Raw genomic sequence first — 24,290 nt, forward strand, 5'->3', positions numbered from 1 at the left:
CCACTCCACCCCTTTTCAATGTCCGGGTCTCGATTCGAGACCAACCCCACGCTGACCCGACGCCCCATCCCCGGGGACAGGTCAACTTCGAATCCCTACTTTGCCCATAGAAATTTCGAAGTCCAATCTTGACACAGCCGATAGGAATACTCAAGGATCCACCAGGAGCAGCCGGAAAGGCTCGCCCTGTTGAGCGGCGGCGAGCCCGACTGAGATCGAAAGTTGCCTTTCGAGGAGAAAGTCCAGATGTTCGGGAACTTGGGCGGGCGAGGCCACGATGGTGACCTCGGGGGGTCACAGGCGAGGCCGAAAGGCGACCGACTCGCCTTCACCCTGATCGAGCTGCTGGTCGTCATCGCCATCATCGCGGTGTTGATCGCGCTCCTCTTGCCGGCGGTGCAGTCGGCGCGGGAGGCGGCCCGGCGGGTCCAGTGTGTGAACAACTTCAAGCAGATCGGTCTGGCGTTGCACAACTATCATGACGTCCACGGCCGGTTCGCGCCGGGGTCGATCCAGGTCACGTCGAAGAGCGGCTATTCGTACCGCCAGCCGTTCATCACGTCGCTCTTGCCGTACCTGGAGCAGGGGAACCTGACCAACAGCTTCAATTTCAATCTGTCCTTCCAGGAAGACGCCAATAGCACGACGAGGGCCAGCCGCGTCAACACCTTCGATTGCCCTTCGGACCAGCAGATCCTCTTCGTGAACAACGGCGGCACGGTCACCGACGTGAAGGGGAATTACGGCGTGAACTGGGGCCAGAACGTCTACGCCGACCAGGGGCTGCCCGCGCCATTCGGCCTGAATTACGGGGCGAAGATGGCGGAGATCACCGACGGAACCAGCAACACGCTGCTGATGTCCGAGCTGATCCAGACGCCGCATCCGCCGGGACAGGGCGTCTCGATCATCGACCGCCGCGGACGAATCTGGAGCGACCAGCCGTCGTCGCATCAGGTCTCCACCAAGCTCGCCCCCAACAGCAAGCTGCCGGATTATGGGGCCTGCTGGCCGGAGCCGAACGCGCCCTGCAATCGGAACACCGGAGACTCGAACAACCACTACATCGCCTCGCGGTCGACGCACCCCGGCGGCGTGAACGCGCTGCTGGCCGACGGCTCGGTCCGATTCGTCAAGGACTCGATCTCCCAGCCCGCCTGGCGGGGCCTCAGCAGCCGGGCCGGCGGCGAGGTCATCAGCGCGGACTCTTACTGATGAGGATCACCGTGGACACTCGCAAGCCGTGGCTGTCGGGACGCCTGGCGCTGGCCCTGGGGGCGGCCCTCGCCTCCGGGCTGGTGGAGGGATGCGGGAGCGAGCCCGGTCCGCACCGGCGCCCCGTCGAGGGTGCCGTGGAGCTCGACGGCAAGCCGCTGACGACGGGGACCATCACCTTCGCGCCGGTCAACGGCGGCCCCGGTGCCTTCGGCGAGATCACCGACGGCACCTACCGCTTCGGCAAGAGTGACGGCCCCGCTCCGGGCCGCCACAAGGTCGAGATCGTCTCCGTCCAGTCGAGCGGCAGGACCATCCCGAGCCCCGACATCCCGGGCGAGACCATCGAGGAATCCCGGAACATCATCCCGCCGGATTACAACGCCCACACCACCCTCGAGGTCGACGTCAAGCCAGACGGCGACAATTCGTTCCGGTTCGAGCTCGCGAGCATCAGCAAGGCCACCAACGGCAAGACGTCCAGCAGGACGGCCCGCCGTTGATTCCTCGGGGCTTCATGCGCCCCGGAGCTCGGCCTCGATCAGGCGATCGAGCAGGACGGGATTGACGACTCCTCGGAACCGGAGCTTGCCGCCGAGCGACACGACGGGGACCTCGTTCCCGTACTTCGCGGCGAGCTCCGGATCGCCGTCGACGTCGACTTCCTCGATCTGGAATCCGTAGCGCCCCTGACGGTCCCTGAGGATGTCGATCGCCTTGTGGCAGCAACAACATTGCTCGCGGCTGTAGACCGTGAAGGTCAGGTGCGAGGCCTCGGGGCGGCGTGGGCGGAGGAACCGACTCAGCAGCGACGTCATGAGGACCTCAGCTTTCCGACGGATGGGGTGAAGGGGCCGCGGTCGCGCGGACCTCGACCAGGTTGTCGAAGAACGTGGCTCCGCCCCCCATGTCGGCGAGGGCGGCCGAGGTCGTGCTGTTGGCGTTGAAGCCGCCTGGCGACAGCTTGTTCCAGTAGATCCCCGTGGCGACGGCCACCCCGGGCCGGACGCTCCGGGAGAGCGCTACCCGGGCATGAAAGGCCCCCCGGTCGTTGAAGACGAGGGCCCACTGGCCCTCGACCAGGGACCGGTCGCGTGCGTCCGGGTCGGCCAGCTCGATGGTCGGGTCGCCCGCCCCGGCGCGGTGCCTCGGGTTGTTGGCGAACGTCGAGTTGAGGAACTGCTCGCGGGGCGGGCTGAGCAACTGGAGCGGGAATCGGGCCGCCAGGTCCGGCCGGGTCTGCGGGTCCTCGAGCGGCGGCGTGTAGGCCGGCAGCGGATCGAGCCCGTCGGCCGCCATCCGCTCCGAGTAGAGCTCGCACTTGCCCGACGGCGTGGGGAAGACGCCGGCGGCGAACGGGGCGTAGTCGGCCGGCAGGTTCAGCCGGACGGTCCCCTCGGCCTTGAGGCGTTCGGGGGTGATCCCGGCGACGGTCGGGCCGCCGTCGAGCGCCTCGCGGATCAGGGTCGCGTCGTCCGGGAAGTACTCCGACTCGAAGCCCATTCGCGCCGCCAGCGCCCGGAAGACGTCGTTGTTCGACCGGCACTCGCCCAGCGGCGCGATCGCCAGCGGGTTGTACATCACCTCGTGGTGGCCGTACGAGCCCAGGATGTCCTCGTGCTCGAGCTGCGACGTGGCCGGCAGGATGATGTCGGCGAAATCCGCCGTGTCGGTCAGGAAGAGGTCGTGGACCACCGTGAAGAGGTCCTCACGCCCGAGCCCGGCGAGGACCTTGCGGGAGTCGGGCGTGACGGCGGCCGGATTGCTGTTATAGACATACAGTGCCGTCACCGGCGGGCCGGCGAGCTCGCCGGCGAGGGCCCGGCCCAGCTCGTTCATGTTGATCGTCCGGGTGCCGGGCGGCGAGAGGTCGGGCCGCGTCAGGCGGTCCATGGCGAAGTCATACGTCCCGCTCGTCGAGAGCAGGGCGCCGCCGCCGTGATCCCGCCACGAGCCGAAGATCGCCGGCAGGCACGCGATCGTCCGCACGGCCATCCCGCCGCCGCGATGCCGCTGCATGCCGTAGTTCACCCGGATCAAGGATGGCCGCGTCGTCGCCAGCCGGCGGGCGAGGTCCTCGATCTCCTCCACATCCACGCCGGTGATCGTCGCAACACGCTCGGGCGGATATTCGTCAAGCACCCGACGGCGCAGTCGCTCGGCGCCGATGGTGGCCCTCGCCAGGTAGTCCTCGTCCTGCAGGTTCTCTCGCCAGATCACGTGCATGAGCCCCAGCGCGAGCGCGGCGTCGGTCCCCGGCCGCGGGGCGATGTGAAGATCGGATCGGGCGGCGGTCGCGCTCCGGAACGGGTCGATGGTGACGATGGTCGCCCCGTTCTTCTTGCGGGCCTCGACCATCAGGCTCCAGTGATGGCTATTCGTGTGGACGGTGTTCGAGCCCCAGTTGACGATGAGCTTGCACCGAGGCGTCGCCAGCGGGTCGGCCCCGAGGCGGCCGCGTCCGACCGTGTATTCATACCCCACGCCCCCGGCCGCGGAGCAGATCGCCCGGTCCAGCTTCGACGCCCCCAGGCGGTGGAAGAACCGCCGGTCCAGGCTGCTCGCCTGGAGCTTCCCCATCGTCCCGTAGTAACTGTAAGGCAGGATCGCCTGGGGCCCGTCCGGCGACGTCGCGATCTCCGCGAACCGCGCGGCGATGGCGCTCAGCGCCTCATCCCAGGAAATCCGCTCGAACCGCCCCGAGCCCTTCGGCCCGACCCGACGGAGCGGGTGCATGAGCCGGTCCTCGCTGTAAACCCGGTCCAGGTATTTCGCCATCTTCTGGCAGAGGAAACCCCGCGTGAACGGGTGGTCCGGATCCCCCTTCAGCCCCACCGCCACGCCATCGCGGACCGTCACCCGCATGCCGCACGCGTCCGGGCAGTCGAGCGGGCAGATGTTCTTGACCACCCGGAGCTCGGCATCGGCGGACGACACGGGGCAGCTCCTTCGTGCGATGACCATGCCGGCGCGAGAGGAAGACGAATTGGCCTGAGCCGGCCTCGAGTTTGGATTATAGGCAGGGCGACAAGGAAGCGGCCAGTCCCGCCGTCAACTCCGTCCGGCGATCGGATCCGCGTCTCTCGACCGCGATCCATGGACGCGAAGGGCCGCAGAGAATCGGATACTTGCCCGGACGCTTATCAGCGGACCATCGGGGGGCCCACCGTGCACGGTCGGGCCTTGCCCCGCTGCCATGTCCCCTTCGGGCTCTGCTCGAAAAGCATGGGCTTGCATCGCTCGATACGGTCATTCCCCAGGGAGCAGGTCCGCCACGGCGATCAGGGCGACGACCACGTCATCAAGCAAGAGCTCGGCCGCTTCCCCCTCGGCGAGGACCTTGGGGTCGGTTCCAGGCCGGTATACCTCGAGCTGGCGGTGCCGGACATTGATGACCCAGTACAATGGGTAGCCCTCGGCGAGGTAAACAGCCGCCCGTCGCCGATCCTCGACCAGCGAGGTGTCCCCGATCTCAACGACCAGGGCGACGTCCTCCGGCCCCGGGTCCCTGACCTTGTAGTCGTCTGCGCGTCCTCGCGTTACGGACAGGTCCGGTTCCGGGAGTCCCTGGCTCGCCGGCATCCGAACGGGCGTCTCAACCCCAACGTGCCAGCCGTGAAGAAGCGCCCGAGTGATCGCCTGATGGCTGTTGATCGAGGCCCGCGAATGCTCTCGCCCCTTCGTCGTCTTCCGGACGATCCTCCCCTCGAACAACTCGATTGGCGCTCCCTCTTCAATATCGCCGGCAGCGATCCACGCCTCGTAATCCGGCAGGGTGATCCGCCCCAGTCTCGCCGGACCCTGTGCCGCCGTGGCCTGTTCGACCGTCGCCATGGCCGTTGCCTCCGTCAGCTTGTGGGTTCCCGTGAAGGCATCGCCCGAGCGGGGATCGATCCCCAGTATCGAGCATCGCGGCCGATACGACAGGCAACGCTGCCACGAGGATCATCTCCTCCCCGGCCGATGCCCTCGGTATCGCTGGGAGCCGAGAGATTGACCCGGCTCACGCTTTCGTCGGACGGAGCCGGCTCCTACACCATCCCATTCCTTCCATCCGGAGTCTTCTTCGTATTCTCTTCTCGGTGTTCTCCGTGCCTCTGTGGTTGGTCCATCTTCAGGTCAGTAGCTCCCGGATCGGCGTGCCCTCGCTGAGCTTGACGGGGCGGCCGGTGACGGGGGCGGTGTTCTCCTTGAGGGGGTCCAGGCCGAGCGTCCGGAAGATCGTCGCGTGGACGTCCTGGGCGGGGATGGGGCGGGACGGGTCCTTCAGGCCCTCGGGGTCGGTCTCGCCCAGGGCGAGGCCGCCGCGGAGGCCGCCGCCGGCGAGGGCGACGCTGAAGCCCGTGGGCCAGTGGTCGCGGCCACCGAGGGGGTTGATCTTCGGCGACCGGCCGAACTCGCCGGCGCAGACGACGACGGTCCGATCGAGCAGCTTCCGCCGGGACAGGTCGCGCAGCAGCGCGGCGAAGGCCGGGTCGAGCTGGGTCACCAGCTTGCGGTGGATCTCGTGGTTGTTCACGTGCGTATCCCACCCGGAGAGCGTCACCTCGACGCAGCGGACGCCGACCTCGATGAGCCGGCGGGCGGCCAGGCAGCCGCGGCCGAATGGGCTGTCGCCGTACTCGGCGAGGACCTCGGCCGGCTCCTTCGAGATGTCGAAGGCGCGGAGCTGCTCCGAGGTCATCATGGTGCGGGCCCGCGTGACAGTCTCGCGGTGGAGGGTCGACCGGGCGACCTGGGCACGCCCCTTGGCGAAGGCCCGGTCCACGACGTCCAGGTCGAGCACGCGCGATCGGTCGCGGGGAAGATCCACGGGCGACGCGACGTCGGGGAGCTTGCCCCGGGGGTCGTCGAGCTGGAACGCATCGAACTCGGCGCCGAGGTAGCCGCCGCGGCTCGGCCACTGGCCCGGGAGGATCGAGACGTGACGGGGGATATCCGTCTCGCCGGTCGGCAGCTCGTGGCAGCAGACGGCGCCGATGGAGGCGTGGACGAGCGACGGGTCGGGGCGGTAGCCCGTCTTCATCATGTACGTCCCGCGCTCGTGGTCCCCCTCCTTGCTGACCATCGATCGCAGCAGGCAGACCGAGCCCATCTGGCCGGCGAGCTGCTCGAAGCCCTCGGCCAGCCGCACGCCCTTCGCCGCGGTCTCGATGGCCCGGGTGCCGCCGGCGATCGCGGTGTTGGGATGGGGATCGAACGTCTCGAGCTGGCTCGGGCCTCCGGCCAGCCAGAGCAGGATCACCGACCGCGCCGGCTCGCGATTCTGCTCCGCCTGCCGGGCCAGGAGCTGGCCGACGGGGGTCAGCCAGCTCAGGCCCATGCCCGCCGTCGCCAGGAAGCCTCGCCGACTGAGCGTTCTCATCGATCCGCCTCTTGAGGGAAAGGTGATCTTCGCCGCACGCGGCGTCAGTGATTCCAGGAGAACTCGGTCGAGTTCACGAGCGTCCAGAACAGGTCCGTGAGCCGATCTTTCCGCTCGTCGCCGCTGGTGTTCGCCAGGCGGCCGGCGAAGTGGGCCGATTCCTCGGGGGAGGGCCGGCGCGTGAGGACGGTCAGGTAGGCCACCTCGACGGCCGCGCGGTCGTCCGGGGCGAGCTCGGCGATCCGCTGGGAGGCGCTGAAGAGGCCGCGGCCCGTCTTCTCCTTGACGATCTCGCCGTTCATGAGCAGCAGGCGCTGGGGGATCGTGCCGCCGGTGGCGTTGAACTCGTCGTCGCCGGTGTCGCCGTAGCGGCGGACGAAGTCGTTGCGACCGGTGTAGGTGGCCAGGCGGACGAACCAGTGCGACTGCGACCCGAGCGTCGGCAGGGACGCGGCCTGGAAGAGGGCCCCGGCGACCTGCTCCGGGCGGAGCCGGACGAGGGGGAACGCGGCCCAGGTCTCCTCGCGGGGGGCGGCCGGCTTCGAGTCGCCGGAAGGAGGGTCGGTGCTGTCGAGGCGGAAGGCCTCGGATGACGCAATGATCCGGATCAGCCGGTGCAAATCGTAGCCGTGGCCCGAGAAATCGGCCGCGAGCAGGTCCAGGGCCGGCGGCGGGGCGGCATCGACCGGCAGGTCGTCGACGGGATCGACCAGCGGGCGGCCGAAGAGGATCGCCCAGACGCGGTTGACCGTGGCGCGGGCGAGGTTGGGATTGGCGGGGTTGACGATCCAGGCCGCGAGCCGTTCGCGGGGCGTGCCGGCGTCGGGGACGAGCTCGGGGCGGAACGGGACCCGGGGCGCGACGGTCAGCTCCGCCTTCGTCTTGCGATCGATCGGCTTGTAGGTGCTCTCGCGGTCGCGGATGCCGCGCAGGCTCGAGTAGACGCCGCCGAAGTAGGCGGCGAGCCCGCGGAAGTCGTCCTGCTTCCAGGGCTGGAACGGGTGGTCGTGGCACTGGGCACAGTCGATCCGCACGCCGAGGAACGCCCGCGAGACCCGGGCCGCGAGCCGTTCGGGATCCGGCCGTTCCACCTCCGGATTGAACGTGACGGAGACGAAGTTGGTCGCCGGGTGGTCCGTCCAGAGGCCCCGATCCGCGACCATGTCCCGGACGATGGCATCATACGCGCGGTCCTCCAGGATCGCGTCGCTCAGCCAGGAGGCGAAGCGGCGGCGGCGGAAGACGATGAAGGGGCCGTCCTCGGTGCCGACGAACGCCCGCGCGAACCGCTCCGCCAGGAAGTCCGCCGTCCGGCGGTCGTGGAGCAGGTCGTCCAGCCAGGCGTCCAGGCGGGTCCCGGCGGGTCGCGCCTCGAAGCGGCGGAGCTCCTCGAGGGACGGGATCGTCCCGGTGAGGGCCAGCGAGAGCCGCCGCATCACCGTCAGCTCGTCCGCCGGGGGCGCCGGCTGGATGCCGTGCGCGGACCAGTCCCACCGGTAGGCGGCGTCGAGTTCCGCGACGACGGGGCGAATGCCCGCGGCCCGGGCTGCCGCGGCCGTCGAGGCCGATGCCCCCGCGGGACGACCCGAGCCCGACGCGGCGGGCAAGTGTATGGCACCCCGGACCAGCGCCAGCCCGGCGCCGATCGTCACGACAACGAAGATCAGGTCCCGCCACCTCATGGAAATGCTCCCGCCAGGGTCCCCGTCCCCTCGTGACGATCTTACCAGGACTACCCTCGACATCGGCCGGCCGTTTCAGGATTCCGGGCCGATCGCTCCGACCCTCGTGACATACCTTGAAACAAAGGGCCTGTCCGGCAAGTAATGAAGGTCATGGAAACCTCGATGCTGCTGGAACCGGAGGCCGCGGGCGCCACCACCGCGACCGAGGAACGCCCGACGAGGCGGCCTCGACGGCTGCCGGCTCGCCTCATCGGCGGGGCGTGGCGGGTGTTCTCGTCGGCGGTCGGCTGGATGTTCGGGCTCGCCTCGATGGCGGTCGGCCTGGCGGTCCTGGCGGCGCTCCCCGTCGTCCAGCTCGTGAGCCTGGGCTACCTGCTCGAATGCTCCGCCCGGGTGGCGCTCACGGGACGATTGCGTGATGGATTCCTCGGCATCCGCGAGGCGGGACGGATCGGCCGGCTCGCGCTGGGGACGTTCCTCTCGACCCTCCCGCTGGCGCTGGCGGGCTCCTATGCGAGCTCCGCGGACCTGATCGATCCGGGAGGCAAGGCGGCTCGAGGCTGGCACGGGATCGTCGCGATCCTCGCCGTGATGACGCTGGGGCATGTCTTCTGCGCGTGGGCCCGCGGCGGAAAGCTCCGCTATTTCCTGTGGCCGCCGGGAAGCCCGTTCTGGCTCGTCCGCCAGCTCCGGGCCGGGGGGCTCTACACGCGCACCCGGGACGGCTTCTGGTCGTTCGTCGAGGGCCTCTCGCTGCCGTACTACTTCCGGCTGGGGCTGATGGCCTTCCTCGGGACCGCGGCCTGGCTGCTCTTGCCGGCCAGCCTGATCGCCGCGGCCGGCCGGTTCCCGTTGCTCGGGGTTCTCGGGGTTGTCCTGCTGGCGATCGTCGCCCCCTCGCTTCCGTTCCTGCAGGTTCGCTATGCGGTCGAGGGGGATGCCTCCGCCCTCCTCTCGCTCCGGCCCATCCGAGAACGGTTCCGGCGTGCACCCTGGGCCTTCGCGTTCGCCCTGATGGTCCTCCTGGTCGGATCCGTGCCCCTCTACCTGCTGAAGATCGAGATGATCCCCCGGGAGGCGGCCTGGCTGGAGAGCCTCGTCTTCGTGATCTTCCTGGCCCCGGCCCATCTCCTGGTCGGCTGGGCGTATGCCCGTTCCGGCCGCCGCCTCTATCCTCGGCACTGGACGATCCGAACCCTGGGCCGCCTGCTGATCATCCCCGTCGCGCTCTTCTACGTGCTGGTCGTCTTCCTCTCCCAGTTCACCTCCTGGGGCGGGATCTGGAGCCTCTACGAGCAGCACGCCTTCCTGCTCCCCGTGCCATTCCTGAGCATGTGAGCGGGATGTTCTCAAGTCCTCCCGACCGATGGTCGAGAACAGGCGCACGAGCCGAGTCGGACTCCAGTAGCGGCGAGATCGTGCCGTCCTGTCGAATCGGGGGGGTTAAGACGTGTCGAACCGCGACGCCCGGGTGGATGCCTATATCGCGAAATCGGCGGAATTCGCCCGCCCGATCCTCACCCACCTGCGAGAGGTCGTGCACGCGGCCTGCCCGGACGTGGAGGAGACCATCAAGTGGGGGTTCCCGCATTTCCAGCGGAAGGGGATCCTCTGCAGCATGGCCGCGTTCAAGGAGCACTGCGCGTTCGGCTTCTGGAAGGAGAAGCTGATCCTCGGCACCGCGGAGGGGGCCGAGTCGACGGCCGAGGCCGGCGAGAAGACCGCCATGGGCCAGTTCGGCCGCCTCAAGAAGATCTCCGATCTCCCCTCGAAGAAGGTGCTGACCTCGTACGTCAAGCAGGCCGTCAAGCTCAACGAGGATGGGGTCAAGTCCCCCACCCGCTCGCGTCCCAAGGGGCCCGCGAAGGAAGTCGTCGTCCCGGATGACCTGGCCGCACTCCTGGATGCAAATCCTCCGGCGAGTGCCACCTTCGACGGCTTCCCGCCGAGCCATCGCCGCGAATACGTCGACTGGATCAACGAGGCGAAGACCCAGCCTACCCGCTCGCGACGCCTCGAACAGGCCATCTCCTGGCTGGCCGAGGGCAAGCCGCGGAACTGGAAGTACATGAATTGCTGACGTTTTCGAGGCAGCCAGGGTCCCGAGGCGGACCGCAAGCTCCTTGACAGCACCCCGCGACGATGCGACGTTAAACCCTCGTTGGAGAAGTTTCCAACGTCCCGCGAGGGGACCTCGTCGAGATCACCGGGAGCCGACCTCGATGCCGCGAAAAGAGCCGGCTCCGAACGCCATTCGGATCGTGATCCTCGGATTCGCCCTCGCAAGCTCCGTGTCGTCGATCGTGCGCGGGGCGGGGCCGGGCTTTGCGCCGGAGGTCGATAGGGTCAGCCCCGGCGGCGTGCAGCGAGGGGTGGCCTCCGAGGTGGTGATCGCCGGCTCGAAGCTGGCGGGGCATCCGCGGCTGGTCGCCCCGTTCCCGTTCCGGTCGGAGGCCCTCGAGCCCTCGCGAAGCAACGCGAGTGCCTGGACCTTTCGGATCACCGTCGCGGCGGATGCGGCGATGGGGGCCTATCCCGTCCGGGTCCAGACCGACGAAGGCCTGTCCGGCCCGTTCCTCTTCGTGGTGGGCCAGCTCCCCCAGGTGATGGAGAAGGAAGACAACAGCGCATTCGAGGCCGCCCAGCCCCTGCCGGCGACGCCGGTGGTCGTGGAGGGCCAGGTGGCCGGGAACGACGTGGATTACTTCCGGTTCTCGGGGCGGAAGGGCCAGCTCATCGCGGTGGACGCCCGCTGCGCGCGGATCGGCTCGGGGATCGATCCCGTGATTCGCCTGACGACCGCGGCGGCGTCGCGGCGGTTCGTGGCCTCCGCGGACGACACGCCGGGGCTGCTCACGGACGCCCGCCTGATCGCGGAGCTCCCCGAGGACACCGACTACGTCGTCGAGCTCTCGGACACTCGTTACCAGGGTGCGGGCCGCCCCGTCTATCGGCTCACGGTGGGGGAGGTCCCCATCGTCGAGGAGGTCTACCCGCTCGGCGGCCGTCGCGGCGAGACGATCGGGCTCGAGCTCCGCGGCGGGACTCTGCTTCCCACCGGCCGGCGGATCGCCGCGGTCGAGGTCGCCTCGATCGCCGGGACCCCCTGGTGCATCCCGCCGCTCGGGTGCGGTCCCATGCGTCCCGCCGCCGCGCTCCAGCCGGAGCCGTCCTATCCCCTGATCGCGAGCGAGCTTCCGGAACTCCGCGAGCCCCTCGACCCGGCCGCGCACCGGGTCCGCGCCGCGGCCCCCGTCGTCTTCAACGGCCGGATCGATCCGGCCGGCGACGAGGATCGATTCGGCCTGGCGGTCAGCCCCGGCCAGCAGCTCCGGATCGCCGTCGAGGCCTCGCAGATCGGCTCGGCGCTCGACGGCGTCCTGACGATCCTCAAGGCCCGGGACGCCTCGATCGCGACGAGCGACGACACGACCGTGACGGTCGCCGGCCAGCCCGAGGGCAAGAACCAGTTCGCCCTGCCCGATCCGTCGCTCGACCTGACGGTCCCGGAGGGGACGTCGGAGATCGTCCTCTCGCTCCGCGACCTGAACAATCGCGGCGGCACGGGCTTCCCGTATCGGATCGTGGTCACGCCGATTTCCCCGACCTTCGAAATCCAGCCGACCGTCGATCAGATCAGCGTCCCCGCGGGAGGCACGGCCGCCGTGGAGGTGGCCATCGTCCGCAAGGGCTATGCGGGGCCGATCGGCCTCGACATCGCGGATCTCCCCGCCGGGTTGACGGTCCGCCCGGGCACCATCGCGGCGGGCCAGGATCGGGGGGCCTTCTCGATTTCCGCGGAATCGAAGCGGGAGATCGCCCCCGTGGTCCTCAGGCTGATCGGCCGTCGCCAGGGGCCAGACGGCCCCGTCGAGGTCCCGGCCGCGCGGCCGATCGTCTTCTCGCGGCTCGGCATCACGCCCACCTGCGCCACCGTCCAGCACGGCCTCCCCGCGGCCCCTGCCCTGCCCTCGCCGGTGACCTTCGACGCGCCCCTCGGCCCCATCGAGCTGCCGCAGGGCCAGAGCGCGTCGATCTCGATCCGGGCCGTCCGCGGCGCGGATGCGGCCGCCGCACTCTCGGTCGCGTCCCTCCCGCTGCCCGCGGGGGTGTCCATGGCCCCGGCGAGCCTGCCCGGGAAGGCCGATCAGGCCACGGTCACGCTGAGTGCAGGTATCGACGCGCCGATCGGCCCGTCCTCGATCGTCCTCGAGGCCAAGGGGACGTTCAAGCGCGGCGAACAGTCGATGGCCATCCCCGCGGTCACGCTGAACGTCGTCCGCCCGGCCGAGGTCTCGGTGCAGACCCCATCGGTCGAGATCAAGGCCGGCGGCGCGGCCGAGCTCCGCGGCAAGGTCCAACGCCGTGGCACGTTCCGCGAGCCCATCACCGTCACCCTGAGCGGCCTCCCCGCCGGGATCAAGGCGGAGCCGGCCGGGGCCGTCACGGTGGCGCCGGACGCCGAGGAGTTCCGGTTCCACCTGGCCGCGGGCCTGAATGCGGCCCCGGCTTCGGTCACGGCCCGGGTGACGCCGGCTTACCAGGTCAACAAGAAGGACTATCCCGCGCCATCCTCGCCCGTCGCGATCAAGGTCGCGGCGGGCCGTTGAGCATGAGGGCTTCCCCGTGGCCATCAGGACCGCGACCATCCACGCGACGCTACGACTCCTGCTTCTCCTGGGCGTGCCCGCCATCGCCCTCGCGGCCGATGCCGACGCCGACGACCCGCCTCGCCCGGATGCCGGCAAGCCCGTCAGCTTCCTCCGCGACGTGGCGCCGATCCTGGTCCGAGACTGCATCGCCTGCCATAACGCCAAGAAGGCCGAGGGCAAGTACGCGATGACCTCCTTCGCCCAGCTCGTGAAGGGGAGCACCTCCGGCGACGGGCCGACGATCGTCGCGGGCAAGCCGGACGACAGCAACTTCATCGACGTCCTCCTGCCGGACGCGGACCCGCGGATGCCCTACAAGCTCGACCCGCTCCCCGAGAAGGACATCGACCTCCTGCGGCGTTGGATCGCCGAGGGGGCGAAGTATGACGGGTCGAGCCCGACCGAGGACTGGGCCTTCGTCCTCCACAAGACCCGAGCCGTCAAGGTCCCCGCGGCCTACCCCGTCGCCGTCCCGATCACGGCGCTCGCCTTCAGCCCCGACGGAACGCGGATCGCCACGTCGGGCTACCACGAGATCAACATCTGGAAGACCGCGGACGGGACGCTGGACCGGCGGATCCCTGGGCTGCCGGAACGGACCCACGCGATCACCTTCAGCCCCGACGGCAAGTGGCTGGCCACGGCCGGGGGCGACCCCGGCCAGTACGGGGTCGCGAAGCTCTGGGCCGTGGAGGCCGGCGGCGGCCTGAAGGCGGTTCGCGACCTGTCGGAAGCGACCGACGTGGTCTTCGCGGCGGCCTTCTCTCCCGACGGCAAGACGCTGGCCACCGCGGGTGCCGACCGGATCGTCCGCGTGCACGAGGTCGACACCGGCAGGCTCGTGGTGCAGGCCGAGGACCACGCCGACTGGATCTTCGACGTCGCCTTCTCGCCCGACGGCAAGGCCCTGGCGACCGCCAGCCGCGACAAGACCGCCAAGGTCTTCGACATCGCCCGCAAGGAGTCGCTGGCCACGTTCCCGGGCCACGGCCAGCCGGTCGACTCGGTCGCCTTCTCCCCCGACGGCAAGACGGTCGCCTCCGCGGGGGAGGACAACGAGATCCTGGTCTGGACGGTCGGCGAGGAGCCCAAGCAGGTCCGCAAGATCGGCGGCTTCGGCGGCGCCGTCTTCAAGGTCCGCCCCTCGCCCGACGGCAAGATCCTGGCCGCCTGCGCCGCGGATGGGACCGTGAGGACATTCAAGGCCGACGACGGCAAGCCCCTGCACACGCTCAAGGGACACACCGACTGGGTCTACGCGATCGCGTTTTCGCCCGACGGCAAGACCCTGGCCTCCGGGAGCTGGAACGGCGAGGTGCGCCTCTGGAACGTCGCCGACGGCAAGCCGGCGCGGACCATCCTCGCCGCCCCCGGCCTCCCCCGCGCCAAGTGAACACGCATTATTGAACGATCACGCGAATAATTCTCGAATCGGCTCCGCGTCCCCGGCCGGGCGGTAGGGCCGTCCGGCGGGGTCCGTCAGGGCGGCGTCCCGGGCCAGGCCGAGGCCGTGGCCGATCGTCGCGAGCAGCTCCTGCGGGGCCACCGGCCGGTCCGCGGGCATCGAGGCGATCGCGTCGCTGGCGCCGACGACGGTGCCGCCGCGGATGCCGCCCCCGGCCGCCAGGGCGCTCCAGACGCCCGGCCAGTGGTCGCGGCCTCCCGCCCCGTTCAGCCGCGGCGTGCGGCCGAACTCGCCCGTGGCGACCACCATCGTCGTGTCGAGGAGACCCCGCGCCCCCAGGTCGTCGAGCAACGCCGAGAGGGCCCGATCGAGCGTCGGCAGCAGGTTCCCGGCGTAGTCGTCCAGCGTGCTGAAGGGGGCCGCGCCATGGCAGTCCCAGGTCGTCCGGTCGAAGACGGTGTCGAACATGTTCACCGTGACCAGGCGGGCCCCACGCTCCACCAGCCGGCGGGCCAGCAGGCAGTCCCGGCCGAAGGCGCTGCGGCCGTAGGCCTCGCGCAGCCGCGCGGGCTCGTCGGCCAGGTCGAACGCGCGCCGGGCCGGCGTCCCCGGCGAAGCGGCCGGCTCCTCGCCCAGCCACCCGCTCGCCTGCCCCCGAGAGATCCGCACGCCGGTATTCCCGATCGGAGACGGGACGATCATCGACGGCGGCAGCGGGCCGCGACCCCCGAGCAGGCGGGCCGCGACCGCGCCCACGTGGGGATTCTCGGAATCGCGCCTCACGCAAAGCCGGCCGGTCTGGAGGAGCTGAAGCCCCGTCTCGTGGATGGGAGCGGCGTCATGATGCATCGAACGAATCAGCGCCAGACGATCCATCCGCGCGGCCAGTTTGGGCAGGAACTCGCTGATGCGGATGCCCGGGATCTTCGTGGGGATCGAGCCGAACGGCCCGCGGACCTCGGCCGGCGCGTCCGGCTTCGGGTCCCAGGTCTCGAGCTGGCTGGGCCCCCCGACCAGCAGGAGGAGGATCACCGACCGTGAATCCCCCCCGCCGCTCGAAGGCGTCCGTGCCGCCAGCTCCGGCAGCATCAGCCCCATCGAGCCCAGCCCGACCGTCCCCGCGCGGAGGACGTCGCGGCGGCTCATCCCGGAACTCGTCCTCGATGCCCCCCGGCCGATCGTGCTCATGCTGCTGCGACCCTCGCTCATCACGCAGGAGATGCGAGCCGGCCCGCCGACCGGCACCCGCCGTTCAAGGTACAGGCTCCGGAGGCCCGGCGACAGGGGGCAGTCCGTCCCCGAAGCGTCGAGAGGCGGCCCAAAGACAATGCAAGCTACACAAGGCAGTCAGGCGAGGCAGCCTTTGCGGTCCAGGGCGACTTTACGCCCTGCATCGACGCTAGGCCCCGGCCCGAATGGCCCGGCCATGTCGGTTTCATTCGATCGCTCGGTCGGGTCGATAAGGACGCAGGGGGGGTCTTCGGCGGAGCCGGGGGCCGGGGTCCCGAGGAGGAAGGTCTGTGGGAAATCACTCGCGCGCGGCAATCTCCCTGGCGATCATCGCCCTCGGCGTGGTCGAGACTCCGGGCCTGGTCCTGGGACAGGCGCCGACCATCGAGTCGGCCCAGCTTTCGGACATGTCCCAGAAGCCGGGCGGGGCGCAGTCCCGGCTCGGTCCCGGGCCGGGGATGGGGGACATGATCCTGGGCACGCAGCCGGGGCGTGACGACCTCCTGCTGGGCAAGCCCGGGCCGGCGAGCCCGCGCGTCCCGACCTCGATCGCGACGCCCGGCCAGGGGGACCAAACCCCGAAGCCCCGCATCATCCCCGCCCCCGAGCCCCTGCCGGTGCCCCGGGCGTCCCTCTACGGCACGCTCGCCCTGCCGAAGGGCGAGGAATCCGACGGACCGCCCGACGGCCTGACGCTCGACCAGGCGATCGACCTGCTGATCCACAACAACTTCGACCTCCGGTCCAAGGCCATGGAAATCCCCCAGGCGCGGGCGGACGTATTGACCGCCAGCCTGCGGGCCAACCCCATCTTCTACGCGGATTCCCAGCTCATCCCCTATGGCAACTTCTCCGAGCAGAGGCCGGGGGGCCCGACCCAGTACGACGTGAACGTTTCCCATCCGATCGATTACTCGCGGAAGCGACTGGCCCGGATCGACTACGCCACGCGGGCCATGAAGGTGACCGAGGCGCAGTACCAGGACGCCGTCCGCCTGGAGATCTCCAACCTCCACGCGGCCTTCCTGGACGTCCTGGCCGCACGCCAGACCGTCCGCTACGCGAAGGCGAGCGTCGACGGCGTGAAGGTCCTCCTCGAGAAGACGCAGATCCTCTACGACCGGGATATCGCCTCGCGTGCCGACGTGAATGAGATCAAGAGCCAGCAGCACATCGCCGAGGTCGGGGTCCTGGACGCGGGGGAGAGCCTCCGGAGGGCCAATCGCGTCCTGGGGATGATGCTGGGGATGGAGGCCGAGGCGGCCGAGGCGCTGGAGGTGCGGGGGAGCATCGAGGACCGCGGCCCCGCCCCGCCGCCGGTCGAGGAGCTGATGCGGGCGGCCGTGGATTGCCGGCCGGACATGGTCGCCTATCGGCTCGGGGTCCGGACGGCCGAGTCCGGCGTGCGGCTGGCGATGGCCAACCGCTACCAGGATGCGTATGTCCTCTACCAGCCGTACACCTATCAGAACAACGCCCCGTTCGACCGCAAGAGCGCGACCTCGTGGACGCTGGGGATCACGGTCCCCTTGCCGATCTACAATCGCAACCAGGGGAACATCGAGCGGGCCCGGCAGAACGTGACCCAGACCCGGATCGAGCTCGAGGGGATCACCCGTCGGGTGGCCGGGGAGGTGAGGCAGGCCGTGCGGGAGTATGAGGTGAGCGGGCGGATCGTCGAGCAGATCCGGACGCAGGTCCTGCCCGCGTCCCAGTCGTCGCTCGACGACCGGCTGCGGCTCTTCCAGGGGGGCGAGGCGAACGTCGTGTCGTTCCTCCAGGCCCAGAAGACCTACAACGACACCGTGAAGGCCTACCTGGACACCGTCGTCCGGCACCGCCGGAGCATGCTCAACCTGAACACGGCGGTCGGCCAGCGCATCCTCCCGTGAGGGGTGCGCCGGCCCGCGACCGATCGTGGGTGAAGCATCGACATGCGAGGACCTCTTCCCCCTTCGGGAATCGGCGGGGGTGAGGTCGGAGGTCGTGCGAGCGGGCCGCGCTCAGCCGATCAGGTTCTTGACGACCCGGGCGAGGTCGGAGCCGGTCTCGGTCAGGCTGTAGAAGTTGTTCTTGCCCTGGCGGCGAGGGGCGATGATATTGCCGTGGCGGAGCAGCGCCAGGTGATGGCTGACGGCGGGCTGGCTCTGGCTCAACTGCTCGCAGAGGGCGCCCACGTGCCTCTCCCCCTCGGAGAGGATCAGGATGACCTGGAGCCGGGTGGGGTCGCTGACGTGCTTGAGCAGGATGGAGGCCCGCTTGGCCTGCTGGAAGCGCAGGTCGGCCGCCTTGGCGCCGCGGGCCTTGGGGGCGGGGGTGCGAGTCGCGACGGCCGCTCGGGTGCTCGTCTTCACTGCCATGGACGGTGCTCCTTACTCTTAAAATGTGCTTCTTCCCTCAACCATGGGGCGAGGCCGACGCCTCGGCGGCCTCCCGCTCACCGCATCACCGCCCGCGGAGCCGGCCCGTCACGCGCCCCGCCCGACCCTCGCGCCCGTGTCGACTCCGCCGCGCCTCCCCGGCGGACCCCCGGACGAACATCCATCCAACTAAACAACCCGGCGCGGTCGAGCGTGAACAACCGTGATCCAACAACGAGGCGCTCACGAGATTGCGCGAACGTATCTCAACGTGGGTGGTTGTGGACATCTTATAACGACTCTAACGAATGTCAACCACAATCTGCAATCTTTGAAATCTTGGATTCGTGAATTTGTTGCCGCGTGCCGGGGGGCGGGCGGGCGGCGCCCCCAGGACGTCATTCAAGTCGATATCTCTCAAGGACTTGGACGAAATAGCCCGGACACGGATCGGTCGCCGGCCGGGTCACCGGGCGGCCGTCGGGAGGGCGGACTGGACCGTCTTCAGGAGGTCGGCAGATGACCACTTGTTACTCTGGGTGCCGACTTCCAGGCGGGCCAGCCGGCCGGCCGGGTCGACGACGGCCGTGCAAAGATTGTGAATGATTTCATTCTTCCCCGGGCCGTAGATCAGCCCGAGTGCGCCGGCGACCTTCGCGAGCTCCTCGTGCGGGGCCGTCGCGAACGACCAGAGGGGCGGGGACGCGCCGCGAGCCCGGGCGTGCCGGGACAGGACGTCCGGCGTGTCGTGCTCCGGGTCGAACGAGACCGACAGGAGTCGGACCGCCTCGGCCCGCCGGGGGGACGCGGAGACCGCGGCGGCCAGGTCCGCGAACTTGCGGTCCATGTAGGGGCAGAAGTCCGGCAGCGGGCAACGCGTATAGATGAAGGTCAGGACCACGACCTTCCCGCGCAAGTCGGAGAGGCGGAACACCTTGCCGTCCTGGCCGGTCATCGCGAAGTCGGGGACCGGGTCGCCGGGCTCGAGCCGCCTGGGGGCGGGCCGCAACGCCGGCGTCCCGTTGGAGAGGTCCAGCACCATCGCCGCCGCGGGCGCGGGCCTCGTCACCTCGAGGTCCCGGAGTCGATAGTCCTTGATCTCCCCCCCCTCGCGCACGACCTCCAGCTTCCCCTCCACCTCGTCCCCCTCGCGGATGTCGTCGAGCGTGCCGGGATCGACGCGGAACGGCATGGACATGGCCGGCATCAGGCCGGAGATCGCCTCGTGGCGGATCGTCACCTCGCCGGCCCCCGGGTCGACCGCCTTGACCCGGCCCACCAGCTTGTAGGCGGCGACCGGCTCGGCCACCGCCGGAGGGGCCTTCTCCGCGCCGGGGGGGGCCGCCTCCCGGCTCCCGCAGCCGGCCGCCAGCAGGATCATCGGCGCCGCGATCAGGGCCAGCGCCAGGTTCTCTTTTCCGAGCATTTGTGCGGATTCCGGGGTGGAGAGCGGCCCGGCTCGGAGGGCAGCGGCCTCCCCCGCCCGCCCGGCCGCGGCCTTGCGAGGCGGGCGCCATGTCAGAATGGAAAATCGCCGTCGAGCGGGCTCTTGGCGAGCTCGGTCAGGAAGGCCCCGATGCGTTCGACGACCCGTTGGGTGACCGCCTCGCCCTTCTCGGCCGTCGCCGCATGGGGGTCGCCGGAGCCGGAGTTGGTCGTCAGCAGGTGCCAGGGGCGGGTGATCTCGACCCATCCCCGGTTGACCGCCTCGAACCGGGAGGGGCGGACGGCACCGGCGTCCGCGGCGCCCAGGGTCACGCGGTCGGCGAAATGGGCGAGGCCCATGCTCGTTTCCATCTCCCCGGCGTGGTCGTCCTTCTTCTCGAAGATCGACTCGTAGCCGTCGAAGGCCACCTTGTACCAGTTGCAGAGGAAGAGCCTGACCCGGCTGGTCCGGTGGAGCTCCCGGAGGATCCACTTGAAGTCGTTGCCGCCGTGGCCGTTGAGCAGCAGGAGCTTGCGGATGCCGTGATGCTCCAGCGATTCCACCAGGTCGGTGATCACCCGGCAGAGCGTGGACGGGTTCAGGTTCATGGCCAGCGGGAATTCCATCTGGTTGGTCTCGGTCCCGTAGGGGATCGCCGGCAGCAGCACGACCCGGGCCCCCCGCTCCGTGGCGTAGGCGCAGGCCCTGTCCCCGATGAGGTCGACCTGGAACGTGTCCGTGCCATAGGGGAGGTGGAGGTTGTGCGGCTCGGTGGCCCCCATGGGGAGCACGGCGACCTCGAAGGGGGGGGAGGACTTGACCTGTCCGTAGGTGATGTCGGCGAGTCGCCAGTTGGGCATGGAGACCGTCCCTTTCGGCCGGTAGGGGAGACAAAGTGGTAAGACGCGTCTGGCCATGCGTCTCGGCATGGGGGGGGACGCGCCGAGTCGCCGCCCGGGGCGGGCCGGCGCGGCCCCGGCGGGCGGGGAGGCCCGCCTCAGGGCCATTGCTGAGGGGGCGGGCGGGCGTTACGATCGGGTCACCGACGCGTCGGGAGGCGTCAGCAGCCCCCGGCCTCCTCTCCTCCGTTATCCCGGGACCGTGCTCGCGATGCAAGCCTTCGAGGCCACCAGCCACTATTTTGACCAGGCCGCCCGGATCCTGGACCTCACGGACAACATTCGGACGCTGCTGATCACCCCCGATCGGGAGGTGCGGGTCGAGGTCGTCATCGAGATGGACTCCGGCCAGATCGGCAACTTCATCGGCTACCGCGTCCAGCACGACAACGCCCGCGGCCCCTTCAAGGGGGGGCTCCGGTATCACCCGCTCGTCGACCAGGACGAGGCCCGCTCGCTCGCCAGCCTGATGACCTGGAAGACGGCCCTCGTGGACCTCCCCTACGGGGGCGCCAAGGGGGGGATCAACTGCGACCCGGCGAAGCTCTCGAGGGGCGAGCTCGAGCGGCTGACCCGCCGGTTCACCGAGAAGATCCACGACGTCATCGGCCCGCTCAAGGACATCCCGGCGCCCGACATGGGGACCGACGCCCAGGTCATGGCCTGGATCATGAACGAGTACGGCAAGTTCGCGGGCTTCACCCCGGCCTGCGTCACGGGCAAGCCGGTGGAGTTCCACGGCTCGGTCGGCCGCGAGGCCGCCACCGGCTACGGCGTGGCGATCGTCACCCGCGAGGCGCTCGCCCGCCGCAAGGCGTCGATCGCCGGGACGTCCTTCGCCATCCAGGGCTTCGGCAACGTCGGCAGCCACACCGCCCGGTTCCTCTGGCGGCAGGGGGCGAAGATCGTCGCCGTCTCCGACGCCTACGGCGCCGTCACCAACCCCGGCGGGATCGACATCGCCGAGCTGGACAAGCACGTCGCGGTCGCGCGCAAGGTCGTCGGCTTCAAGGGGGGCGAGCCGACCACCAACGAGCAGCTCCTGAAGATGCCCGTGGACGTCCTCATCCCGGCCGCCCTGGGGGGCGTCTTCGACCGCGAGCTGGCCCGGGCGGTGCAGGCGAAGATGATCGTCGAGGCCGCCAACAGCCCGACCTGGCCGGAGGCGGACGAGGTCTTCAACGCCCGGGGAATCCCCGTCGTCCCGGACATCCTTGCCAACGCGGGGGGCGTCATCGTCAGCTACTTCGAGTGGGTGCAGAACCTCCAGTATTTCCGCTGGTCGCTGGAGCGGATCCAGAGCGAGGAGGAGTCTCGCCTGGTCACCGCGCTCCACGAGGTCTACGACACGGCCGAGCAGCTCAAGGTCCCGCTCCGGACGGCCGCCTTTTATATCGCCATCAACCGGGTCAGCCGCGCGCATGCCCTGGGGGGGATCTGACCGATGAACGAGTACGAGATCTACGACAACCCCCTGATCCGCCGCTACGCCAGCCGGGCGATGTCCCGGACCTGGTCGCCCCAGGTGAAGTTCTCCACCTGGAGGAAGCTCTGGGTCGCCCTCGCCGAGGCCGAACAGTCCCTGGGCCTGAACATCTCCGCCGAGCAGATCGAGGCGATGAAGGGGGCCGTCGAGTCGATCGACTTCCCCGCCGCGGAGGCCTATGAAAAGCGCTTCCGGCACGACGTCATGGCCCACATCCACGCCTTCGGCGACGCGGCCCCGGCGGCCCGGGCGATCATCCACCTGGGCGCGACGAGCTGCTACGTCACCGATAACACCGACCTCATCCTGCTCCGCGAGTCGCTCCGCCGCGTCCGCGACCGTCTGGTTTCGGTCATCGATGCCCTGGCGAGCTTCGCCGATCGCTGGAAGTCCCTGCCCTGCCTGGGATACACCCACTTCCAGCCGGCCCAGCTCGTCACCGTGGGCAAGCGAGCGACGCTCTGGTGCCAGGAGCTGATCTTCGACCTCCAGGACGTCGAGCATCGCCTGGCCGGCCTCCGGTTCCTCGGCGTGAAGGGGACCACCGGCACCCAGGCGAGCTTCCTCGCCCTGTTCGAAGGCGATCACGCGAAGGTCGAGGAGCTCGACCGCAAGGTGGCCGCCGCCTTCGGGTTCGAACGGAGCTACGCGGTCGCCGGCCAGACCTATTCACGCAAGGTGGATTCCCAGGTGCTGGGGACCTTGTCGGGCCTCGGCGAGAGCGCCCACCGCTTCGGCATGGACCTCCGCCTGCTCGCCCACGAGCGCGAGGTCGAGGAGCCCTTCGAGGCCGAACAGGTCGGCTCGTCGGCCATGGCCTACAAGCGGAACCCGATGCGGGCCGAGCGGTTGTGCTCGCTCGCGAGGTTCCTGATGGCCCTCCCGGCGGCGGCCTCTCAGACCTCGGCCACGCAATGGCTGGAGCGGACCCTGGACGACTCCGCCGTCCGCCGGCTGACCCTCCCGCAGGGGTTCCTCGCCGCCGACGCGATCCTCAACCTGTACGCGAACATCGTCCCCGGGATGGTCGTCCACCCCGCCGTCATCGATCGCCACATCGCCGAGCAGTTGCCGTTCATGGCCACCGAGAACCTGCTGATGTCCGCGGTGCAGGCCGGCGGCGACCGTCAGTCGCTCCACGAGCGGATCCGCCAGCACTCCCTGGCCGCCGCCGAGCGGCTCAAGCAAGGGGCCTCGGACAATGACCTGATCGCGCGGCTCCGCGACGACCCGGCGTTCCCGCCGCTCAACTTCGACGACGTGCTCGACGCCGTCCGCTACGTGGGCCGGTCACCGGAGCAGGTCGAGGAGTTCCTGCGCAGGGAGGTCGAGCCGATCCGGACTCGCTATCCCGACGCCGCGAAGGGCGCCCGGGAAGAGCTCCGGGTCTGACCTGCCCGGGGCGGAATCCGGCACATCCCGGCCGATTTTCCGCCATCCTACCTTCGTCTCGCCGGGGCATCTCCGCGGATGGTCCCCGGCCGGTCGTTGGCTTCGATCAGACTCGCGACGTCTGATGCTGGCGCGCCTTGCGGAGCCGCTTGAGCTCCTCACGACGACGACGCTCGCTCGGCTTCTCGTAGTACGCCTTGCGCCGCATTTCCTTCCGCAACCCGCTACGCTCACACAACTTGCGGAAGCGACGAACCGCCTCCTGGATCGACTCGCCGGCACGAACCCGTAACTTCACCACAGTCGCGTTCTCTCTTTCCTTCCCAGGGATTTCCGTGATGGCACGACTCTTCGCCGATCCGTGACCGCTTCAATGAGGCTGGCTTCCTGAATCGGGAGGAACTACGGAGTATATCATCGGTCCTGCGCCGGGCCAAGACGCATGACCGGGAGAATTCCGGGTCCTGGAGGACAATTCCCGCGGAGGCCAAGACTCACCCGAAGATCCGATCCACGTCCAGCCGCCGCCCCCGGCACGGCCGGCTCGGCATCGGCGACCTCTCCGCGACCGAAGGTCACCGGGACCTCGGGCGTTTCCGGGAGATACTTGCGGACGACCTCCATCACGGTGTCCACGTCCCACACGACCTCGGTCCCGGCCTCGAAGTAGTCGGCTCGCTTGGCCGCGAGTTCGGCCTCGGCAGCGCCGCCATAATCGCCCTCACCGCGGACCTCGACAGCGAAGGTCGGTGCCGCGAGGATGAACCGCATCTCATTCCGGGGGAACGCACCTCGGTAGTAGGAGGCGTCGGGCGAGAACGACCGTCTGCCCGAGGAGAGTTCCGGGACCGTGAATCCCATGTTGTCCGTGTCGACCTCGCCCTCACCCAGGACCTCGGCGAAATCATTGAGGCTGACGACGATCCGCAACGCCACCCGATTCGGCTTCCGACCCGTGGGCATGAGGGGAACGATCCTTCCGCCTATCAGTTCCGCCTTGCCCTCAACGCGATAGAGATCGTCGAGCGTCGCGGGGGCGCGGGTCGCGGATGACATGGCGATCCTCCAGGGAGCGAGGCGGCGCTAGCCGAGTATTGCTCATCCACTCTACGCGATCCGTGACAGCCAGCAATCACACCCGTCCTCGAACCTCTCGAGACGCGTTACGGCCAATT

Annotated in this window: 20 protein-coding genes; 9 read left to right on the forward strand and 11 right to left on the reverse strand. The window is 69.5% G+C overall.

Annotation, left to right across the window (positions count from 1 at the left end):
• The first annotated feature begins 246 nt into the window (after positions 1 to 246).
• Both G6O54_RS28290 and G6O54_RS28295 read left to right on the forward strand, forming a co-directional pair.
• On the forward strand, positions 247 to 1,215 hold the full coding sequence (locus tag G6O54_RS28290) for a DUF1559 domain-containing protein (RefSeq protein ID WP_165231075.1): 969 nt from the start codon (positions 247 to 249) through the stop codon (positions 1,213 to 1,215).
• An 11-nt stretch (positions 1,216 to 1,226) separates the two neighbouring features.
• Entirely contained in the window at positions 1,227 to 1,718 is a 492-nt protein-coding gene (locus G6O54_RS28295) for a hypothetical protein (protein ID WP_250847133.1), read from the forward strand.
• Positions 1,719 to 1,730: 12 nt separating this feature from the next.
• Here the strand turns inward: G6O54_RS28295 and G6O54_RS28300 are convergent, their stop codons facing one another.
• The 5 genes from G6O54_RS28300 to G6O54_RS28320 form a co-directional block, all read right to left on the reverse strand.
• On the reverse strand, positions 1,731 to 2,033 hold the full coding sequence (locus G6O54_RS28300) for a glutaredoxin family protein (RefSeq protein WP_165231081.1): 303 nt from the start codon (positions 2,031 to 2,033) through the stop codon (positions 1,731 to 1,733).
• A gap of 7 nt (positions 2,034 to 2,040) precedes the next feature.
• Positions 2,041 to 4,179 carry a molybdopterin-containing oxidoreductase family protein gene (locus G6O54_RS28305; protein ID WP_165231084.1) on the reverse strand — a complete coding sequence of 713 codons (2,139 nt, stop codon included), beginning with the start codon at positions 4,177 to 4,179 and terminating at the stop codon, positions 2,041 to 2,043.
• A 285-nt stretch (positions 4,180 to 4,464) separates the two neighbouring features.
• On the reverse strand, positions 4,465 to 5,049 hold the full coding sequence (locus G6O54_RS28310) for a Uma2 family endonuclease (protein WP_165231087.1): 585 nt from the start codon (positions 5,047 to 5,049) through the stop codon (positions 4,465 to 4,467).
• A 280-nt stretch (positions 5,050 to 5,329) separates the two neighbouring features.
• Entirely contained in the window at positions 5,330 to 6,580 is a 1,251-nt protein-coding gene (locus G6O54_RS28315) for a DUF1501 domain-containing protein (RefSeq protein WP_165231090.1), read from the reverse strand.
• Between the two features lie 44 nt (positions 6,581 to 6,624).
• Complete coding sequence (locus G6O54_RS28320; protein WP_165231093.1) at positions 6,625 to 8,262, reverse strand: DUF1549 domain-containing protein; 1,638 nt, start codon at positions 8,260 to 8,262, stop codon at positions 6,625 to 6,627.
• A 165-nt stretch (positions 8,263 to 8,427) separates the two neighbouring features.
• Here G6O54_RS28320 and G6O54_RS28325 point away from each other — a divergent pair, with 165 nt between their 5' ends.
• The 4 genes from G6O54_RS28325 to G6O54_RS28340 all read left to right on the forward strand — a co-directional run bounded on the left by G6O54_RS28325 (position 8,428) and on the right by G6O54_RS28340 (position 14,310).
• The gene (locus G6O54_RS28325) at positions 8,428 to 9,603 is read left to right on the forward strand and encodes a hypothetical protein (RefSeq protein ID WP_165231096.1); all 1,176 of its coding nucleotides are present in this window, start codon (positions 8,428 to 8,430) and stop codon (positions 9,601 to 9,603) included.
• A gap of 112 nt (positions 9,604 to 9,715) precedes the next feature.
• A complete protein-coding gene (locus G6O54_RS28330; RefSeq protein ID WP_165231099.1) occupies positions 9,716 to 10,345 on the forward strand; it encodes a YdeI/OmpD-associated family protein in 630 nt (209 codons plus the stop codon).
• Between the two features lie 142 nt (positions 10,346 to 10,487).
• Positions 10,488 to 12,875, forward strand: a complete 2,388-nt coding sequence (locus tag G6O54_RS28335; protein WP_165231102.1) for a COG1470 family protein — start codon at positions 10,488 to 10,490, stop codon at positions 12,873 to 12,875.
• 16 nt (positions 12,876 to 12,891) lie between these two features.
• Entirely contained in the window at positions 12,892 to 14,310 is a 1,419-nt protein-coding gene (locus tag G6O54_RS28340) for a c-type cytochrome domain-containing protein (protein ID WP_250847135.1), read from the forward strand.
• An 18-nt stretch (positions 14,311 to 14,328) separates the two neighbouring features.
• Here the strand turns inward: G6O54_RS28340 and G6O54_RS28345 are convergent, their stop codons facing one another.
• Positions 14,329 to 15,468: a DUF1501 domain-containing protein gene (locus tag G6O54_RS28345; RefSeq protein ID WP_250847136.1), complete on the reverse strand. Its 1,140-nt coding sequence runs from the start codon at positions 15,466 to 15,468 to the stop codon at positions 14,329 to 14,331.
• A gap of 374 nt (positions 15,469 to 15,842) precedes the next feature.
• Between G6O54_RS28345 and G6O54_RS38585 the strand changes: the two genes are divergently transcribed.
• Positions 15,843 to 17,444 (forward strand): TolC family protein, encoded by a 1,602-nt coding sequence (locus tag G6O54_RS38585; protein WP_165231108.1) that lies wholly within the window; start codon positions 15,843 to 15,845, stop codon positions 17,442 to 17,444.
• 111 nt (positions 17,445 to 17,555) lie between these two features.
• Here G6O54_RS38585 and G6O54_RS28355 read toward each other — a convergent pair whose 3' ends face one another.
• The 3 genes from G6O54_RS28355 to G6O54_RS28365 form a co-directional block, all read right to left on the reverse strand.
• On the reverse strand, positions 17,556 to 17,912 hold the full coding sequence (locus G6O54_RS28355) for an ArsR/SmtB family transcription factor (protein ID WP_165231111.1): 357 nt from the start codon (positions 17,910 to 17,912) through the stop codon (positions 17,556 to 17,558).
• Positions 17,913 to 18,378: 466 nt separating this feature from the next.
• Entirely contained in the window at positions 18,379 to 19,338 is a 960-nt protein-coding gene (locus G6O54_RS28360; RefSeq protein ID WP_250847137.1) for an SCO family protein, read from the reverse strand.
• 92 nt (positions 19,339 to 19,430) lie between these two features.
• On the reverse strand, positions 19,431 to 20,198 hold the full coding sequence (locus G6O54_RS28365) for a creatininase family protein (protein WP_165231114.1): 768 nt from the start codon (positions 20,196 to 20,198) through the stop codon (positions 19,431 to 19,433).
• A 250-nt stretch (positions 20,199 to 20,448) separates the two neighbouring features.
• Here G6O54_RS28365 and G6O54_RS28370 point away from each other — a divergent pair, with 250 nt between their 5' ends.
• Together G6O54_RS28370 and purB are read left to right on the forward strand one after the other, a co-directional pair.
• Complete coding sequence (locus G6O54_RS28370; protein WP_165231128.1) at positions 20,449 to 21,678, forward strand: Glu/Leu/Phe/Val family dehydrogenase; 1,230 nt, start codon at positions 20,449 to 20,451, stop codon at positions 21,676 to 21,678.
• A 3-nt stretch (positions 21,679 to 21,681) separates the two neighbouring features.
• Positions 21,682 to 23,115, forward strand: coding sequence for an adenylosuccinate lyase (gene purB / locus G6O54_RS28375; protein ID WP_165231117.1), 1,434 nt, complete (start codon positions 21,682 to 21,684; stop codon positions 23,113 to 23,115).
• A gap of 106 nt (positions 23,116 to 23,221) precedes the next feature.
• On the opposite strand, the gene rpsU is transcribed toward purB, so the two are convergent.
• Both rpsU and G6O54_RS28385 read right to left on the reverse strand, forming a co-directional pair.
• Entirely contained in the window at positions 23,222 to 23,416 is a 195-nt protein-coding gene (rpsU, locus tag G6O54_RS28380) for a 30S ribosomal protein S21 (RefSeq protein ID WP_148597101.1), read from the reverse strand.
• 113 nt (positions 23,417 to 23,529) lie between these two features.
• Positions 23,530 to 24,171, reverse strand: coding sequence for a Uma2 family endonuclease (locus G6O54_RS28385; RefSeq protein WP_165231119.1), 642 nt, complete (start codon positions 24,169 to 24,171; stop codon positions 23,530 to 23,532).
• Positions 24,172 to 24,290: the final 119 nt, after the last annotated feature.

This window comes from Aquisphaera insulae, assembly GCF_011064615.1.
Lineage (GTDB): Bacteria > Planctomycetota > Planctomycetia > Isosphaerales > Isosphaeraceae > Aquisphaera > Aquisphaera insulae.